At 68.4% G+C, this 18141-nt stretch carries 10 protein-coding genes; 4 read left to right on the forward strand and 6 right to left on the reverse strand.

Annotated elements, in window-relative coordinates; all coding sequences use genetic code 11:
* The 4 genes from KHZ24_09545 to KHZ24_09560 all read right to left on the reverse strand — a co-directional run bounded on the left by KHZ24_09545 (window position 1) and on the right by KHZ24_09560 (window position 7066).
* Complete coding sequence (locus tag KHZ24_09545) at window positions 1-1014, reverse strand: hypothetical protein (protein MBS5451431.1); 1014 nt, start codon at window positions 1012-1014, stop codon at window positions 1-3.
* A gap of 4 nt (window positions 1015-1018) precedes the next feature.
* A complete protein-coding gene (locus KHZ24_09550; protein MBS5451432.1) occupies window positions 1019-3490 on the reverse strand; it encodes a phenylalanine--tRNA ligase subunit beta in 2472 nt (823 codons plus the stop codon).
* 354 nt (window positions 3491-3844) lie between these two features.
* The gene (pheS, locus tag KHZ24_09555) at window positions 3845-4921 is read right to left on the reverse strand and encodes a phenylalanine--tRNA ligase subunit alpha (protein MBS5451433.1); all 1077 of its coding nucleotides are present in this window, start codon (window positions 4919-4921) and stop codon (window positions 3845-3847) included.
* Window positions 4922-5419: 498 nt separating this feature from the next.
* Window positions 5420-7066: a hypothetical protein gene (locus KHZ24_09560; protein MBS5451434.1), complete on the reverse strand. Its 1647-nt coding sequence runs from the start codon at window positions 7064-7066 to the stop codon at window positions 5420-5422.
* Window positions 7067-7459: 393 nt separating this feature from the next.
* On the opposite strand from KHZ24_09560, the gene KHZ24_09565 reads away from it, so the two are divergent.
* Window positions 7460-9232: an FAD-binding protein gene (locus KHZ24_09565; GenBank protein ID MBS5451435.1), complete on the forward strand. Its 1773-nt coding sequence runs from the start codon at window positions 7460-7462 to the stop codon at window positions 9230-9232.
* 176 nt (window positions 9233-9408) lie between these two features.
* On the forward strand, window positions 9409-11634 hold the full coding sequence (locus tag KHZ24_09570; GenBank protein ID MBS5451436.1) for an FAD-dependent oxidoreductase: 2226 nt from the start codon (window positions 9409-9411) through the stop codon (window positions 11632-11634).
* A gap of 382 nt (window positions 11635-12016) precedes the next feature.
* Here the strand turns inward: KHZ24_09570 and KHZ24_09575 are convergent, their stop codons facing one another.
* Window positions 12017-13879, reverse strand: a complete 1863-nt coding sequence (locus tag KHZ24_09575; protein MBS5451437.1) for an ABC-ATPase domain-containing protein — start codon at window positions 13877-13879, stop codon at window positions 12017-12019.
* Between the two features lie 801 nt (window positions 13880-14680).
* On the opposite strand from KHZ24_09575, the gene KHZ24_09580 reads away from it, so the two are divergent.
* Together KHZ24_09580 and KHZ24_09585 are read left to right on the forward strand one after the other, a co-directional pair.
* Window positions 14681-15985 carry an amidohydrolase gene (locus tag KHZ24_09580; protein MBS5451438.1) on the forward strand — a complete coding sequence of 435 codons (1305 nt, stop codon included), beginning with the start codon at window positions 14681-14683 and terminating at the stop codon, window positions 15983-15985.
* Between the two features lie 215 nt (window positions 15986-16200).
* Window positions 16201-17010 (forward strand): purine-nucleoside phosphorylase, encoded by an 810-nt coding sequence (locus KHZ24_09585; protein MBS5451439.1) that lies wholly within the window; start codon window positions 16201-16203, stop codon window positions 17008-17010.
* Between the two features lie 112 nt (window positions 17011-17122).
* Here the strand turns inward: KHZ24_09585 and sppA are convergent, their stop codons facing one another.
* Window positions 17123-18136: a signal peptide peptidase SppA gene (gene sppA, locus KHZ24_09590; protein ID MBS5451440.1), complete on the reverse strand. Its 1014-nt coding sequence runs from the start codon at window positions 18134-18136 to the stop codon at window positions 17123-17125.
* Window positions 18137-18141 lie beyond the last annotated feature (5 nt).

The following is an 18141-nucleotide window of genomic DNA, read 5'->3' on the forward strand; positions in this document are numbered from 1 at the left end:
CTATCCCGCCAGCGTCACGTCGCTCGCCGCGTCGCGCATGCCGCGCACCATCGTCTGCCAGTCGTCGACGAGCAGCTCCTTCGCCGCGGAGTCGTCCTGCGTCGTCGGGGCCGTCATCTCGACGTAGCCCTCACTTCCCACGTCGTGCATCGTCACGAGCAGGCCGCGCAGGGCAGCCTCCGTCACGTTCTGTCCCGGCTCGGCGGCGATGGTGCCGGCAAGCCCTGCGACGTCCTGCGACGAGGAGGCGTTCGTTGCCACGTCGATGATAGCGTCCATCTGCGCCGACGTCACGACGAACGAGGCAGCGAGCTCTATGTTGCCAAGCGAGCCCACGGAACTGGCAAGGCGATCAAGCCCACCGTCGGCAAACGCGGATGCCAGCGTGCCCGCCTGTTCGCCGCTCGGCATCGTCGCCTCAATGTCGGCAGGCAGCAGGCACAGCTCCGTGCGCCCATTGATGGAGTCGACGTAGCCCAGGTAGGCGCTGGAGAGAGCGCCGTCGTCCGAGCGCACGGCCATGAGTACGTACGCGTCCGTCGCGTAGTGGGCCGATTGCGCGCTCGTCGCGCTCTCGTTCACGCTGGAGAGAGCGCTGCGGAACAGGAAGAACGCGCCGACGCCGATAGCGACGACCACGACGACCATCACGACGGCTACGGGCAGCATTTTGTCCCGCCGGACTTCCGCGGCCTTGGCGCGCCCCTCCTGCGAATGCGACAGATGTCCCTGCCGCAGGGAAGACACACCCTCGGCCCGTCCCAGCCTCGCGGCATCCACGGCACTCGCCTGCGTCTGGGCGGCGCCGGGCGCGCCTTCGGGCGCCTGGTAGTCGCTCGCCGAGAACGCGCGCACGCCGCCCGCGTCCATCGTGCGCGTGCGAGCAGCGCTCGCCTGCGTCGCGCTCGCGCCGACGTCGTCTCGCTGGACGCCACGGGCACCGCCCGCCTCGATGCGCTCGGGGCGATTCGAGGCGGGCGTTGCGCCACCGCGGGGCTGGGACAGCTTTGGCATGGGATTACTCCCCTCTCACCTGCGCACCGGTGGCGCGGCAGACCTTCGTCACGAGGCGGCCGTGCAGCTCCTCGGCCTCCTGAGACGTCAGCGTGTGGTCGTCAGCGCGGTACTGCAGCGCGAACGCCATGGACTTCTTGCCCACGCCCACGTGCTTCGGGTCGCGGTAGACGTCGAACAGGCGGGCGTCGGCGAGCTGCTTGCCACCGGCGCTACCGATGACCTGCAGCAGGCGCTCGCACGTCACGTCCTCGTCCACGATGAGCGCAAGGTCCATCTCGACGGCCGGCAGTGTCGGCACGTCCTGATAGGGCAGCTCGTCGTGGGAGGCCTTGAGCAGCGCCTCGAGGTCGAGCTCGAACGCCGCAACGGGGGCCTCGACGTCCCAGTCCTTCAGCATGGCGGGGTGCAGCTCGCCGACCCAGCCCAGCGTGGCGCCGCCCGCGAGCACCTCGGCGACGCGGCCGGGCTGCGCAAAGGCGTGCGTCTGGGCGTCAGCGGCCTTGAAGCGCACCTTCTCGACGCGCATGGCCGCAAGCAGGCTCTCGACGACGCCCTTGGCATCGAAGAAGTCGAGCTGCGGGTAGCGCACGTTCCAGCCGTCCTCGCCCCAACTGCCCGCCAGGACGCCGGCAACGTAGGCGCGCTCCTTGGGCTGCGCTTTGCCCTCGCGTCCGAAGTAGAGGCGACCCGTCTCGTAGAGCGCGACGTTGCCCTGGCCGTGGTGCTGGTTGTACGACACGCTGCGCAGCAGGCCGGGCAGCAGCGAGCGGCGCATGACCTCCCAGTCGGCGGACATGGGGTTCATGAGGCGAACGGCCTGGCCGCGGCCCTCCTCGCTCATACGCAGACGGGCGAGGTCCGTGTCGGGCACGAAGTTATAAGACACCGTCTCGTTGAGGCCGCAGGCGCGCAGCGTCTCGCACACGCGACGGCGCAGGCGCTGCTCCTCCGTGAGGCCGCCAGCGTGGTTCTTGGCGGCCGGGATCGTGGCCTCGATGTCGCCCTCGCCCCACAGGCGCACGACCTCCTCGTACAGGTCGATCTCGCGGGGCAGGTCGGGACGGAAGCTCGGCGGAACAACGCTGAGCGTGTGCGGCTCAGAGCCGGCCTCGACCGTGCAGCCGAGGCGTTCGAGAGCGTGGGAGGCGAACTCGTCGGTGATGGGGGCGCCCATCATGGCGCGCAGGCGCTCGCAGCGCAGCGTCAGCGTCGGCTGGGCCTTGGGCGCGGGATAGGCGTCGACGGCACCAGCGCACACCGTGGCACCGCACACCTGCTCGAACAGGGCGGCGGCGATGTCAGCCGCGCGCAGGCAGCCCTCGGGGTCGACCGTGCGCTCGTAGCGCATAGCAGCCTCGGAGAACAGCTGCAGGTTGCGACTCGTGCGCGACGTGTGAGCCGACGAGAACGCGGCGGACTCGAGCAGGACGTCGACCGTCGCGTCCGTGATCTCCGTGTCGGCGCCGCCCATGACGCCGGCGAGGGCGACGAGCGCGGCGCCATTGTCAGTGATGACGCACATATCGCTCGTCAGAGCACGATCCTGGCCGTCGAGCGTCGTGATGTGCTCGCCATCGTGGGCGGCGCGCACGACAATGTGGGCGCGGCCGTCCTCACCGCGAGTCAGCGTGCCGAGGTCGAAGGCGTGCAGCGGCTGGCCCGTCAGATACATGACGTAGTTCGTGACGTCGACGACGTTGTTGATGGGACGAGAGCCGGCGGCGATGACGCGGCGGGCGAGCCACTCAGGGCTCGGGGCGATCTTGACGCCGCTGACGACGCGGGCGACGTAGCGCTGGCACAGCTCCGGGTCGTCGATCGTCACGGCGACCTTGTCGGTAGCGGAGTTGGAGGCGTCCTCGTGCTCGATGGCCGGCACCTCGGGCGTCCAGTCCTCGTCGAGCACGGCGCCCGTCTCGCGTGCCATGCCCCACATGGACTCGCAGTCGCCGCGGTTCGGCGTGATCTCGCACTCGATGACCGTGTCGGACGTGCCGAGGTACTGGCCGATGGGCATGCCGACGGGCGCGTCGGGCGGCAGGATCATGATGCCGGCGTGGTCGCCGCCCAGACCCAGCTCACGCTCCGAGCAGTTCATGCCGCACGACTCGACGCCGCGCAGCTTGCTCTTCTTGATGTGGACGTCGCCGGGAAGCTCAGCGCCGACGAGCGCGACGACGTTGTGGTCGCCGGCCTCGAAGTTCTGAGCGCCGCACACTATCTGCAGCGGGACGGGGTTGCCGTCCGCATCGACGTTGGCACGGCCCACGTCCACGGTCGTAACCCACATGTGGTCCGAGTCGGGGTGCTTCTCCTTCGTGAGGATCTGGCCCGTCACGACGTGGTCGAGGTTGGCGCCGATCGTCTCGACGCCCTCGACCTCCGTGCCGGTACGGGTATATGCGCGCACGAGGTCGGCCGGGTCGTCCGGCACCGCGACCATCGTCTTGAGCCACTCGTAAGAAACCTTCATGGCGTTCCTTTCAAAGGAAACTGTATCCGGGTCCAGCGGGGCTGAGACACGCCGTCTGCGGCGTTGCGCGGAGGCTCACGTATGTCCAATACGCTTCGCCTCCGTGCGCCTTGCATCCGGCGCACCTCACCCCCGTTCAAAAATCAAAACAAAAAACCACTCGGGCCGGTCAAAACAACCAGTCAGACTCCCAACTCCGTTACGCGGCGCCCAAAATCAGGCGTTCGAACCATCTACACCGTTACGCGGTGCCGTGGTGCGTCGTATGCAAGGCGGAACGAGGTGCCGCGTATGACATACGCAAGCCTCGTTCCAACGCCGCAGATGGCGTGCCACGGTCGCCGCGCGTGCAGGTTAGAACTGCTTCAGGAAGCGCATGTCACCCTCTACCAGCATGCGCAGGTCGGGCAGGTCGTAGCGCAGGCAGGCGACGCGCTCGATGCCGATGCCGAACGCGAACGCCGAGTATTCTTCGGGGTCGATGCCGCTCATAGACAGCACGTTGGGGTCGACCATGCCACAGCCGAGAATCTCAAGCCAGCCTGTGTTCTTGCAGAAGCGGCAGCCCTCGCCGTGGCACACGCCACACGAGACGTCGACCTCGCAGCTCGGCTCCGTGAACGGGAAGAAGTGCGGGCGGTAGCGCGTCTGGCGATCGGGCCCGAACATGGCGCGCACGAAGGCGTCAAGCGTACCCTTCAGGTCGCCGAACGTGATGCCACGGTCGACGACGAGGCCCTCGACCTGGTGGAACTGCGGCAGGTGGCAGGGATCAGGCGCGTCGGGGCGGAACACCTCGCCCGGGCAGATCATGTAGATAGGCGGCTTCTGCGACTCCATCGTGTGAACCTGGACGCCGGAGGTCTGCGTGCGCAGCAGCACGTTGGACTCGCCGATAACGCCCGTCGTGGCCTTGCCGTCAGCGCCCTGGGACTCGTCGACGACATAGAACGTGTCGCGCGCGGAGCGGCTCGGGTGGTCAGCCGGCGTGTTGAGGCCCGTGAAGTTGTAGTACTCCGTCTCGATGCGGGGACCGTCGGCGATCGTGTAGCCGATGCCGCAGAAGAAGTCTTCCATCTCCTGGCGGATGGCGTTGATGAGGTGCTGGTGGCCCAGCGGGTGGGCGCGGCCCGGCAGCGTGACATCGACGGCGTCGGCAGCCATCTTGGCCTCAAGCTCGGAGGCGGACAGGTCCTGCTTGCGGGAGGCCAGCGCCTCCTCGACGGCGGCGCGCACCTCGTTGGCGAGCTTGCCCACGACGGGGCGCTCGTCAGCGCTCAGCTGGCCCATGCCGCGCAGCACGGACGTGAGCTCGCCCTTCTTGCCGGCCACGGCGACGCGCACCTCTTCGAGGGCTCGCGTGTCCGCCGCCGCCGCGATGGAGGCGAGGGCGCGCTCGCGAATGCCGCGCAGGTCATCGAGAATCGACATGCACAATCCCTTCTCTCGATCGGCCGGGGTCTGTATATGAATAATCCGCCCCCGGCAGCCACTGCTCAAGGACGGATTTAACCGCGGTACCACCTTGATTGGCACGCCCGGCTGTCTGTCCGGAGTGCCCGCTCGTTACGGCCCCTGGTGTCGGGAGGCCAGTCCGGCTCGCCTACGCAGAGGGTCGCTGCGTCGCCATGCGGCGGCAGGCGTGCCCTCGTTCAGCTCGCGGCTGGTGAAGTGAACGTCCGCGCGGCACCTCCTGGGCGAGCTTGCAGCCTGGGCGTGTCCGTGGGCAGGCGCGCAACATGCGTCGACCCCCGGCATGCCTCCGGCCCGCCTCTCTGTGCTGGGCGCGTGTGCGCGGAACCTCTTCGTCATAGCCTTGCGGGCCAGCATAGCGCAAGAGAGAGCTTTGGGGCGCCCGGCCCGAGGCGCGCGTCGGGAGGCTCCACTCAAACGACAGGCTGCTGAACGCGCCCGCCCGCGGCAACGCGTCTACGGCTCCCCGTCGGCGAGGGCCATAACGGCGTCGATGAGTTCCTGCTGGGAGTGGACGTCCGCCTTCTGGTAGATGTTGCGCACGTGCGTGTGCACCGTGTTGCGGCTCAGCGTCAGGGAGTCGGCCACCCACGCGATGGAGCGGCCCCGCGCCAGGCCCGGCAGCACGGCGCGCTCACGCGGCGTCAGACCCCACGCCTCCGCCGCGATGTCGGCCAGCCGCTCAACGCCCTGCTCGCCCGCGGCCACGGCGTCGCGCGCGATCTCCGCCTGTGAGGCGGGAACGTCCGGAGAGCTCGGCTGGGCCAGCTCCCCCGCAGGGCGCTGCGGAGCGAGGAGGCGCGGCGCGAGCTCTAGGCACAGGACGGCGCCGAGCACGACGGCAGCGGCAATCATGTAGAGGTCGCCGCTGCCGAGCTGCGGGAGCAGATCGCCGCCGAACCACATGCCCGCGTACGTCCCACCGAAAAAGCAGCCGAGCGCGGCAGAGAGGCGCACAAGCGCGGCGTCGCGGCCCCCAGGAGATTCGTCCTCGGCCTCGCCCACCGCCGCAGGGGCCATCCAGAGCAGGCCGTAGAACAACCCCTGGGACAGGGCCATGAGCAGAGGTACGAGCAGGGCCACGGCACCCGACATGAGCGGCGTCAGGAAAATGGCGACGAGATAGGCCGGCAGCAGAACGCAGCGCAGCGCAAGCGGCCCCGAGCCGCGCGCGTCGAGGCGCCGCGTGCCCTCGAGCAGGACGAGCGCGCCGAGCAGCAGGCCGGCGTCGTTGATGAGGCAGTCGCGCACGAGGGAGCGGGCAAGCGCATCCGCCCCGCCCAGGGCGAAAACGCCCACAGAGAACGCCTGGCTCGATGCGAGGCCACCCGTCACGCCGTACAGCGCGAACGTCACGAGCAGAAGGCCGACGCTGCCGAGCGCCGCCCTGCCGGCATTCCAGCCGCAGGCGCTGGCGTCCGGGCAAGCCGCTCCCCCGTCATCGGCGCCTCGCGCCCCCGCGGAAGACTCGGCCTCGGGGCAGGCAGGCCCCGGCACCCCCTGGCCCGCGAGCTCGCTCCCGCCACTCGTGCGGGAGAGACGTCCCAACAACAGCCAGAGCGCAAAGGGCAGAGCCAGGCCCGCGATGGCAACGCCCGCAGGCGCCAAAAGCAGGAAAGCGGCGTCGAGGCACGCGGCTATCGCAATGCCGAGCGCCATCTGGGCAGCGCAGGCAAGTGGGCGCGCGGGGCCCGCCACCGCACAGAGCGCCACGAGGCCCAGCATGCTCGCAACGCGCGCAAGCACGCCCGCGGCGGACAGCGCCGACGTCGGAAGCGCATGCGGCGCGAGGCCAGCGACGGCGAGCAGCGCCGCTGAGATCAGGGCGAGCCCGCAGACGAGCACCCGGCCCGCGCGGCCTCCCATGGCTCGACGCAGCACGCAAGGACCCACCGCGAGCAGGGCGCACGGCACGAGACAGCAGAGCAGCATGGCGACGTTGTCGCCCGGCATGGGGAAGCGCCCGACGCCGTCGAGCGAGAGCTCCATATAGGATCGGGCGACACCGCCGAGAACGAGAAGAACGGCGATGGCGCACGCCCCGAGACGGGCACGCCCGTCTTCTAGCGTGACTCGCACCGCCTCACCCAGTCCTCTCGCCATGCCGGCCCCCTTTCGTTCCAGTCCGATCCGCTGGACTACGCGCGATGGAAGACCGTCGCGCAATCCACCCGTTCCAAAACGACGTATTGACGAGCCCACGCCTACGTCACCCGCTGGAAAGGCGGCCCCGACGCAATCCGTCCCCGCAAAGTATGCCCCCATCCGCTTCACCCGGAGCAGGTGAATCTATGCCCACAACCTGCGATGTTGTCATTCATGGGCACGAGGTGAAGCGCCCGGCGGCCCACATCGGTAGCGTGGAGTCCGTCAACGCGGGGCACGTGGCGAAAGCGGGCGTCCCTTAGGAGGGCTCGCCGTCAAGCGCCTGTGGGCGAAAAGACTCGAATCCCCGCCCGCGCCCCTGCCCCGCACGCTAACGATTGGAGAGCTTCCATGGCTACCGAGAACGCATCCATCTCGCGCCGCGACCTCATGAAGGCCGCCGCCGCGAGCGCAGCCGTCGCCGGCATCGCCGTCGGCGCCTCGCAGGCCCTCGCCGACGAGAAGGGCTCCGCGCCAGCAGACGCCCCCGCCGGCTCCGACACCGCGACCGAGACCGTCCCCACAATCTTCAAGCAGAACCCCGCGTGGCTCGGCGAGGCGCCCGCCATGCCCGAGAGCTTCGTCGAGGAGCTCGAGGCCGACATCGTCGTCGTGGGTTGCGGTCACTCCGGCGCCGCCTGTGCTCGCAAGGCAGCGGAGCTCGGCAAGCGCGTCATCGTGCTTGAGCAGCAGGACGGCGACCCCGACACGTTCATGGTGCTCGGTCAGGCCATCGGCCACATCAACTCCCAGTGGCAGTTCGATCAGGGCGTGCCCGAGTACGACGTCGAGGAGTTCGTGCACAACTGGCAGCTGCACTGCGCCAACCGCGCCCAGGGCAAGCTCGTCCACGACTTCGCCGTCTACGGCGGCCCGGCCATCGACGATCTCATCGCCGTGTGCCCCGAGGACGCGCAGCCCATGGCGCAGGCCTGGCCTGCCCCGAAGGGCTGGCAGCACAAGGTCGGCAGTTTCTGCAGCTATCCGGCGGCAGCGAGCTGGGGTGGCGGCATCAACAAGGCTATGGCGGCCCAGCGCCAGGCCATCGAGGACGCCGGCGGCACCATCGCCTACGGCACGAGCGGCTACGTGCTCATCGGAGACGCCAAGCAGGGCGTCACGGGCGTCGTGGGCAAGGACGCGGACGGCAACTTCCACAAGTACACGGCCAAAATCGGCGTCGTGCTCGCCGCCGGCGACTGCTCGGCCGACAAGGAGATGTTCGCCGCCTTGTGCCAGGAGGTCGCCGAGACAAACACCGCCACGGACCAGCTGGCGGGCCAGGGCTGGAGCGGCCAGGGCCAGAAGCTCGGCCTGTGGGCCGGCGCCGCGATGGAGATCGGCCCGCGCGCGGCAATGGGCGGCAACTTCGGCCTGCCGATGAGCCCACTCGCCGGCACGCCCGTGCTGCGCGTCAACAAGTACGGCGAGCGCTACGGCGACGAGTACGCGGGCGGCGGCGTGCTTGCCGGCATCTGGGGCGCCCGCCAGCCTGCCGGCTTCATCTACGACGTGTGGGACGCCAACGTGGCCGCCTATATGGACGTCAACCCGCTCGAGCACTTCAACCCCGAGGCAACGGAGGAGTCCATCGCCTCGCTCCAGCAGTCCATGGACGAGGCGTACGCCGCCGGTGATGCCGGCCTCGCCGTCAAGATCCAGCGCGGCCCCGCCTACGTCGGCCCCGACGACCCCGCCTACCTCTACGCGGCCGACACGATCGAGGAGCTCGCCGTGCGTATGGGCCTCGACGAGGACGCCCAGGAGACGTTCGTCGCAACGGTCGAGCGCTACAACGAGCTGTGCGAGGCCGGCTCTGACGAGGACTTCGGCAAGGACGCCACGTACATGATCGCCCTGAACAACCCGCCGTTCTACTGCTACGCCAACACGCCGAACCGCAACGACATCATGTGCGCGTTCGCCGGCCTGTTCGTCGACGGCAACCAGCAGGTCATGGACGCGGAGGGCTTCGACAAGATCAAGGGGCTCTACGCGACGGGCAACTGCGCTGGCGGACGCTTCCCGCTGCAGTACACCGCCCCGATGAACGGCGCCTCCATCGGCTTCGCGCTTGCGGGCGGATATGCGCTGGGCACGTACCTCGGAGGCCTGCCCGCATAGGAGCGGCCCTTCACGCAGCACTTCACCAGTCTGTTTTGCACAATCCCTCACGTTCATGTTGCACGTTGAGGTGAGGGTGAGCATGAACGTTGAGTCTCACTCCGTTTCCCTTGTCCATCAGCGGCGCCGGCCTGCCACTCCGGCCGGCCGGCGCTCCCACGAAAGGATGGTTTCCCATGAGTGACATGACCCGTCGGTACTTCCTGCGCAGCGCCGCCCTGGGCGTGAGCGGCGTCGCCTTCTCGGCCGCTGCCGCAACGGCCCTTGCCGAGGAGGGCGCCAAGGCTGCCGCCAACGCCGCCGCCGAGGCGCCCGCGCCCTCCGCCGAGCCCACGGCCGCTGCGAACGCGTCCGGCTCGGGCGACGTCGTGCGCGAGCACGTCCTGCCCCAGCCGAGCTTCATGACCGCTCCCGAGCTCGTCGCCGACGCCGACATCTCCGAGACGATCGACTGCGACGTTGTCGTCGTAGGCGCCGGCCCCGCCGGTGTTGCCGCGGCCCTGGCCGCCGCCCAGGAGGGTGCGAAGGTCTGCCTGCTCGAGAAGGGCAGCACAGCTACGTTCAACGGCGGTGACGTGGGCGCGTTCGAGAGCCAGTTCACCGACCGCTTCGAGTACAGCCACGACGCCGAGGGCATCATGCACGAGCTGATGCACAACGCGCAGACGAAGGTCAACCAGGACCTCTACACGACGTGGCTGCGCCACTCCGGTGCCACGTTCGACTGGGCGTGCGACTGCTTCGAAGATCTCTACATCCTGGAGGCCACAGCCACGCCGACGCCCAACGGCGCCTACGCCTGGATCCAGCCCGAGCGCTACCCGCTGCCCGCCCCCCACGAGCCCCGCGACGCCTACTACGGCACGTGGCAGACGACGTATCGCCTCGGCGGCGCGCAGAGCTTCACGTACTGTGGCGAGGCCATGGTCAAGGCCGCAGAAGCGACGGGCAACTGCACGACGTACTACCAGACGGCCGGCTATCAGCTCGTGCGCGGTGACGATCAGAAGTCCGGCCGTGTGAGCGCGCTCATCGCCAAGACGTACGAGGGCGCCTACCTCAAGTTCAACGCCGCCAAGGGCGTCATCCTGTGCACGGGCGACTACACGGGCGACAACGAGATGTTCGAGTACTACATGCCGTGGTACTACTACCTGCCCGTCATGTACTCGGCGACTGATCCCGACGGAAACGCGGCCAACACGGGCGACGGCGACAAGATGGCGCTGTGGGTCGGCGCACGCATGGAGGGCGGCCCGCACGCCGGCATGGCGCACACGATGGGCGGCCCGCTGGGCTGCGCGCCGATGCTGATGCTCAACCTGCAGGGCAAGCGTTTCATGAACGAGGACATCCCTGGCCAGGAGATCCAGGACCAGATGGCCGTCAACAACGAGGACCACGTGTGGCAGTTCTTCGACGCCAAGTGGAACGAGGAGGTCGGCCTCATGGGTGCCGGCCACGGACAGGTCATCTACGAGCTGCAGGACAGCGACAACCAGCGCCTGTCGTCCAACGACGGCTTCGGCTCGCAGGCCCAAATCGACCAGGCCATTGAGGCAGGCACGACCGTGACGGCCGACACGCTCGAGGACCTCATCGCCGCGACGGACATCGAGGACAAGGAGGCGGCGCTCGCCTCCATCCAGCGCTACAACGAGCTCGCCTCCGCCGGCGAGGACACGGACTACTACAAGGCCGCCAACTGCCTGTACGCGCTGGAGAACCCGCCGTTCTACGCGTGCAAGTTCAACAACGCCGGCCCGCTGCTCGTGTCGTCGTCCGGCATCATGACCGACGTGTACGGCCGCGTCATCGATGACAACAACCAGGTCATCGAGGGCCTGTACGCCGCCGGCAACAACCAGGGCGGTCGCTTCGCCGGCGGCTATCCCACGACGGTCCCGGGTATCTCCCGCTCGTTCGCCCTGGTGTACGGCCGCATCGAGGGCATGATCGCCGCCCACGACGGAGACGTCTCGCTGCTCGACAACTCCAAGGTCGAGACGTACGAGATGAAGAACCCCGTCACGGACTGGACGGCCGAGGACGCCGCCAACCAGCCACCCGCCGAGGAGCCCGCGGGCATGCCCGGCGCCCCCGGTGAGGGCGGTGCCGCAGCCGCCGACGTGAGCGCCATCGCCGATGGCACGTATGAGGGCAGCGCCAAGGGCATCGGCGGCGACGTGCCCGTGAGCGTCACCGTATCCGGCGGCAAGATCACCGAGGTCGTCGTCGGCGAGAACTCCGAGACGGCTGGCATCGGCACGAAGGCCATCGAGCAGCTGCCCGCGGCCATCGTCGAAGCCAACGGCGTCGATGGCGTGAGCACGGTCTCCGGTGCAACCGTCACGTCGAAGGCCATCCTCGAAGCCGTGACAGCGGCACTCGCCTCCGCATAACCCGCACCTCGCCCCGGTGTCCCAGCGGCACCGGGGCTTTTTTGTACAGTGCGCGAGGATGTCGCTCCACCGGGGCGCCTCGGCGCACTCGGATGCACAAGAACCCGCTCGAGTGTAGGGTTCTTGGGGGCGTGCCGCACAAAACAAGCGTCGAGTGCAGGTTTCTTCGCCGAGAGAGGCGACCCCAAAGCCTAGCGCTTCGAGATGCGCGCACAAAACCGCAGGTCGTAAGTGACCGACGTTGGCCGATAGGTCCTGAGCGGTCCCTCTCCTTTTCAAGAAGCGTGCACTCAACGGTCAAAACGAACAGTCCGGTCCGAAGAACCCTGCACTCGAGGCAGTTTTGGAGTGGCGGAGACGCGAGGGGCTGGCGGACGGCGCGTCAGGAGCGCACGCGCCAGCGACTGAGGCAGGCGCACACCTCTTGGAAGCGTGGCATGGCCAGGCCGCACGCCGGCTCGTGCGGGCACAGAGCCACTAGCCCGCCGTCGGCCACCTCGTCGGAGAGACGCTCTGCAAGCTCGCGAATCGGCAGGTCATCCAGCCAGCCGCGCTCGACGCACAGGCGCATCATGTGCGCAAGTGCAGCCGTCTGTTCGGCGTCGACGAGCTGCTCGACGAGGCGCAGGTCCGCCGAGCCCTCCCCCACCTGCAGCGCGTCGCGACCAGAGCGCACTTTCACGCGGTCAGAGCGACCCCCGCGGGCGCCACGGCCGTGGGGACGTGTCGCGCCGCTGCGAGCGTCGACGGCCTCGGCATCAGCCTCCTGACTCGTCAGGGGTTCACGAACGCTGGCTGAGGAACCGCCAGCTCGCACACTCCTCAGCCAGCGTTCGCGCGGGGGCCAGCCAAAGAAGGGCGTGGTAGCAGGCCGCGCTTCCCTAGGCTCAACGGCAGCTGAACCATCATGGCCGACCTCGCGCACTCCGGAAGCCAGCTCGATACCTCGCGCGCCTAACGTCTCGCGCACGCGGGCGGTGATGTCGTGCGCCTCGTAGGCGTCCATCTGGATGACAGTGTCCGCCACAGGGAAGAATGCCCCCGAGCTACCGGCCACGATGACCGACGAGACGCCCGCCACCTCGTACAGCTCGCGCACGCGGGACACGAACGGCGTGATGGGCTCGCGATCCGGGCTCACGACAGCTGCCATGAGGTCGTCGCGCACCATGAAGTTCGTCGCCGACGTATCCTCGTCGAAGAGCAGTAGGCGACTCCCCGCCTCGACGGCCTCGACCGTCCCGGCAGCCTGCGACGTGCTACCACTCGCGTCCTGCGTGGAGAATCGCCGTGTGTCGCGCCCGTCAGGCAGGCCATCGATGAACGCCGAGATGTCAACGCTGTGCACGCAGCGTCCGTCCTCGGCGCGCAGCTTCACGGCCGAGGCGTCCGTGATGACGAGCTCGCGCCCATCACCAGCGACGTGGTCGTACACGCCGGCCTCGATGGCGCGCAGCAGCGTCGACTTGCCGTGGTAGCCACCGCCCACGACGAGCGTCACGCCCCGACGTATGCCCATACCGCTCGTGGGGCCGCGATGGGGCAGGTCGAGCGTCACGCGCAGCTCATCGGGCGAGCGGAACGGCAGGGCGCCGCGCAGGGGCGCGCTCGACACGCCGCTCGCCCGCGGCAGGATTGCGCCGTCGGCCACGAAGCACACGAGGCCCCGGCGCTCGAGCTCCCCACGCACGAAGCGCTGGTCGTCGGCGAGGTCCGCCACGTCGCGAGCCGCCCGCCCTGCCTCGCGGTCGCAGCGCAGTGCACCGTCGACGCAGCGCGGCACGAAGTCGCAGAGCACACGGCCAAGCTCCTTGGCGTCAATCGTGCGGCCACGCGCGGGGAAGCCCACGGAGAAGCGCAGCGTAATGCCACGCTCGTCGCATGTGCAGGCCGAGCGCTCGAGAACCTCGGGGCCGGGACGGCTCGTCGCGATGAGGCCGCTCTTGCCCGAACCCTGGGCACGGAAGCTCCAACGGGCAGACTGCCGGGCGAAGCGGCGCACAAGAAAGTCCTCGAACGCGACACGACGATGGGGCGCATCGAACAGCGCCCGTGGAAAGCCCGCCTGGCGATGCGTCAGGCACACGCTCACCGACGAGGGCGCCGCAAACGGATCACCCTGCACGTGATCGATGGACAGCACGTAGTCGCCGAAGTCGTAGGCCCCGCGCAGGCCCTTATAGGCCGGGTAGCCCCGTCCGTCGATAGCCGCCAGCTGTCGACGGAGATCCTGCGCGCTTCGCATGCCCATGGGATTCGCTGTCCCTTCTCGAATCGCGAGTTCAAGCCGCCAGGCGAGCCCGCTCGCTCGCAACCGCAATCGAGCGTCCTGACCGAGAGGCACGGTCAAAGTGCCCGTGCTCGTCCCGGATGAGAGGAGAGGCGTCTCTCCAGCTACTTTCCGCCCACCCCGCGACTGCCTTGGCGATATCCCACCTCTATGATTGCCAATCGTAGGCGTCTTCATATTCTATAGTGCCAAAGCATAAGCAAGCGGAATCGTCACTAAGCATATGCGTGCCTGCCATGGACCATAATTCAGTGAATCCATAGCCCATGTCGCGTAAATCAGGCATGTCCTGTCTGGCTGGCCCCGATTTTCGGTTGTGCGAGATCTTGCAAAATGAGGCGCCAGAATTGTCCCCGATTTCCGTTCCTGCGAGGTTTGCGCGGACCTGCAGCTCACCAAATCATGTCGTGTCCGAGAAAACCGCAGGTAGAAAGGCTGTGGACATATCGCCAGCCCCTCTTCACGCGAGAAAAGCCTGCGCAAACCTCGCACAGCCGCGAATCGCGCCCATTTTTGGCAGCAACTTTTGCAAGACCTTGCACTACCGCAGGATTTGACCAGAGCCCAGACCCCGACGCCAGCCGCCTGTGTGAATGCGCGGCTTTCTCCGCGCTTTCTACCTCCCAGACAGGGCTGCTACGAGGGGTATTCGGTGCACAACGATACAATGGGGCCAGCACACCTCCAACCACACCCGGCGGCAGCAGGCAGCCCAAAAGCCCCGCGCACCCGCCCCAAGAAAGGCAGGCCCTACCCATGCTGTTCTCCCACATCGGTATCCTCGACGAGCACTTCGACTACCAGCCCGACATGTTCGTCGGCACGCAAGGCGCCTCCATCGCCTACGTCGGCGCCGAGGAACCCTCTCCCGGGCTCGCTGCAGCATTTGGCGAGCGCTACGACGGCCGCGGCAAGCTGCTCATGCCGGCGTTCGTGAACGCCCACGCCCACGCGCCGATGGTCCTGCTGCGCGGCTATGCCGAGAACCTGCGCCTGCAGCAGTGGCTCAACGACGCCGTGTTCCCGTTCGAAGACCACCTCACCGACGACGACGTGCACGCAGGCACGCTCGTGGCCATCGCGGAGATGGCGCGCTTCGGCTGCGTCAGCTGCTCGGACATGTACTTCTGCGACGACGCCCGCTGCGAGGCCGTGCGCGCGTCCGGCGCCAAGTGCAACGTCTCGCGCGGCGTGACCGCGTTCGGCGAGGAGGACTTCTCCCAGACGAACGACGCCAAGGCCTACGAGACGCTGTGGAACTGGAACGGTGCGGCCGGCGGGCGCATCAAGGTTGACATGTGTCTGCACGCCGAGTACACGAACAACGAGCACACGTATCGTCAGGTCGCCGACGCCGCCCGCGAGCACGGTGCCATCGTGCACGTCCATGTCTCCGAGACGCGCGCCGAACACGAGGAATGCCAGCAGCGCCACCACGGCCTGACGCCGACGGGCCTGCTGCTCGAGACCGGCGTGCTCGACAGCCCCGTGCTCGCGGCCCACTGCGTGTGGTGCACGCCGGACGACCTAGACATCCTGGCCGCTCACGGCACAAGCATCGCGTGCAACCCCGCGAGCAACATGAAGCTCGCCAGTGGCTTCGCCCCCGTGGGAGCCATGCTGGAGCGCGGCATAAACGTCGCCATCGGCACGGATGGCGTCGCGAGCAACAACGCCCACGACATGCTGCGCGACACATACCTGTTCGCGACGATCTACAAGGGGGCCGCGCTCGACCCCACGCTCGTGACGCCGCCCCAGGCGCTGTTCGCCGCGACGCGCGCCGGGGCGCTGGCCCAGGGCCGCGAGGACTGTGGCCTCGTGCGCGAGGGCATGCGCGCCGACCTCACGGTGCTCGACGTCGACACGCCGTGGATGTGTCCGGCAACGGACATGGCAGCCAACGTCGTGTATTCGGCGAGCGGATCGGACGTCGTGCTGACGATGTGCGACGGACGCGTGCTCTACCGCGACGGAGCCTGGCCGACCATCGACGTCGAGGCCGCCATGGCAAAGACGAGGGCCGCCACACAGCGCATCCGCACCGCCCTGGGACGGTAGGAAGCGTCCCCACCGTCGCCCGCGTGGCGTCGGCATCTGGCTGAAAGGAGTCGCTCATGTCGTTCGCAGATATGCCCTTTGAGCCCGGCGAGGACGAGCTTGCCGGCAAGCCCATGGGCCACGCCGGGGCAAGCGGCGTCGCAAGCGCCTGGCGCTCTGTGGGGCGCACGGCGTTTCCACTGCGCTCGCAAGGGCAGGTCGCCTCGCTGCGCAGCATGGTCGACGAAGCTGCCGGCGAGCTGCGTTCCCGCCTGCCGCTCGTGTTCGCGCCGCGTGCGCTCGTCACGCTCGGCTCGGGCCTGGGGGGCCTGGCCGACGTCGTAGAGGGCGCCGTCTTCGTCCCCTATAGCGAGCTCCCCTACATGGTGACGTCGTCGGCGCCGGGCCACGTCGGGCGCTTCGTGGCCGGCACGATCGACGGCGTGCCCGTGCTGTGCATGCAGGGTCGCCTCCACCCCTACGAGGGCTACACACCACTCGAGGTCACGTTCCCGCTGCGCGTCGCCGCTCGTCTCGGCGTCGGTGCCTTCGTCGTCACGAACGCGACGGGCGCCATCAACGCGACCTACCACCCCGGCCAGGTCGTCGCCATCGCCGACCACATCAACCTGACGGGGACGAACCCGCTCGTCGGCGCCAACGACGACGCCGAGGGCCCGCGTTTCCCCGACATGACGCGCGCCTACGACCCACAGCTGCGCGCTCTCGCCCAGCAGGTGGCCCACGACCTGGGATACGACCTGCAGGAGGGCGTCTATCTCGGCCTGAGCGGCCCCTCGTTCGAGACACCAGCCGAGATCCGCGCCTTCCGCGCCATGGGCGCCGACCTCGTGGGCATGTCGACAGTGTGGGAGGTCATCGTGGCCGCCCACCTGGGTCTGCCGTGCCTTGGCCTCTCGCTGGCGACGAACATGGCGGCCGGCATGCTCGAGACGCCCGTGAGCGTCGAGGACATCAACCGCTTCGCCGACGAGGGCGCTGCCGACATGCAGGCCATCGTCCGCGGCGTGCTCGCGCGGCTATAGAGCTCCGTCGCGCTAAAGCGCAGACACTCCAAAAACAGCGAAGGCTCCGGAGGCAGCGCATGGCTGCGTCCGGAGCCCTCCTCGTACGTGAGCTGTACTCGAAAGCGCTCCCCTACCCCAACAGGCTGCCGAGCAGGCCGAAGTCATCAAGCAGGCTGGTCTCGGGGTCGACGCTCACGATGGCATAGCTGTCGCCGTCGATGCCCGCGAGCTCGGCGGCCTTGGCCAGCGCGTCGTCATACGTACCGATCTCGTCGACGAGACCCATGTCGAGTGCCTCCTCGCCGAAGTACGTCGTGCCGTTCGCCCAACCCTGCACCGTGGCGACGTCGACGCCGCGACCCTGCGCCACCTTCTCGACGAACGCCTCCGTCGCGCGGTCGACCTTGTCCTGCAGCAGCGCCCGCTCCTCGTCGGTCATGGCGCGCGACATGGAGCCCATGTCCTTCATGGAGGCCGACTTGACCGTCTGCGTCTCGACGCCCAGGTTATCGAGCAGGCCCTCGATGTTGTAGGACTCGATGATCGTGCCGATGGCGCCAACCTCGCTCATGTCCGTCGCCACGATCCAGTCGGACTGGCTCGCCGCCAGATAGGCGGCAGACGCGCAGTAGGAGCCGACGGAGAACACGACCGGCTTCGAGAAGTCGTCGATGTAGCTCGCGATCTCGCTGCCGTCCGACGCGGCGCCACCAGGGGACTCGACGCGCACGACAAGCGCCTTGACACTCGGGTCGTCCTCGGCCTGGCGCAGCACGGAACGCACCTCCTCCGACGAAATGTAGCCGGAGCCGATCTGGTCATCCATGTGGTAGACAGCGATGCTGTCCATCGCGAGCGTGTCGAGGCCTGTGCCGTCACCCGTCTCTCCGAGCGACGAGCCAGCGAGGTCAGCAAAGCTCCTGACGGCCGTGCCCCCGATGAGCGCGCACGAGCCGAACGTCAGCAGCGCAAGCGAGAGCAGCACGATGAGCGCGATCATGAGGCCGCGCGGCTGGCGGGGTTGTTCGACGCGCACGACGACGGGCTGCGGCACCGCACTCGCCGAGGGGGCGGGATCGGCAGCCGGCTGGGCCTGGGGCGCTGAGCCGGGCGGCGTGGGCGGCAGCGAAGAGCTCTCGTCCATGAGTG

This window comes from Coriobacteriia bacterium (assembly GCA_018368455.1).
In the GTDB taxonomy this organism is placed as follows: domain Bacteria; phylum Actinomycetota; class Coriobacteriia; order Coriobacteriales; family UMGS124; genus JAGZEG01.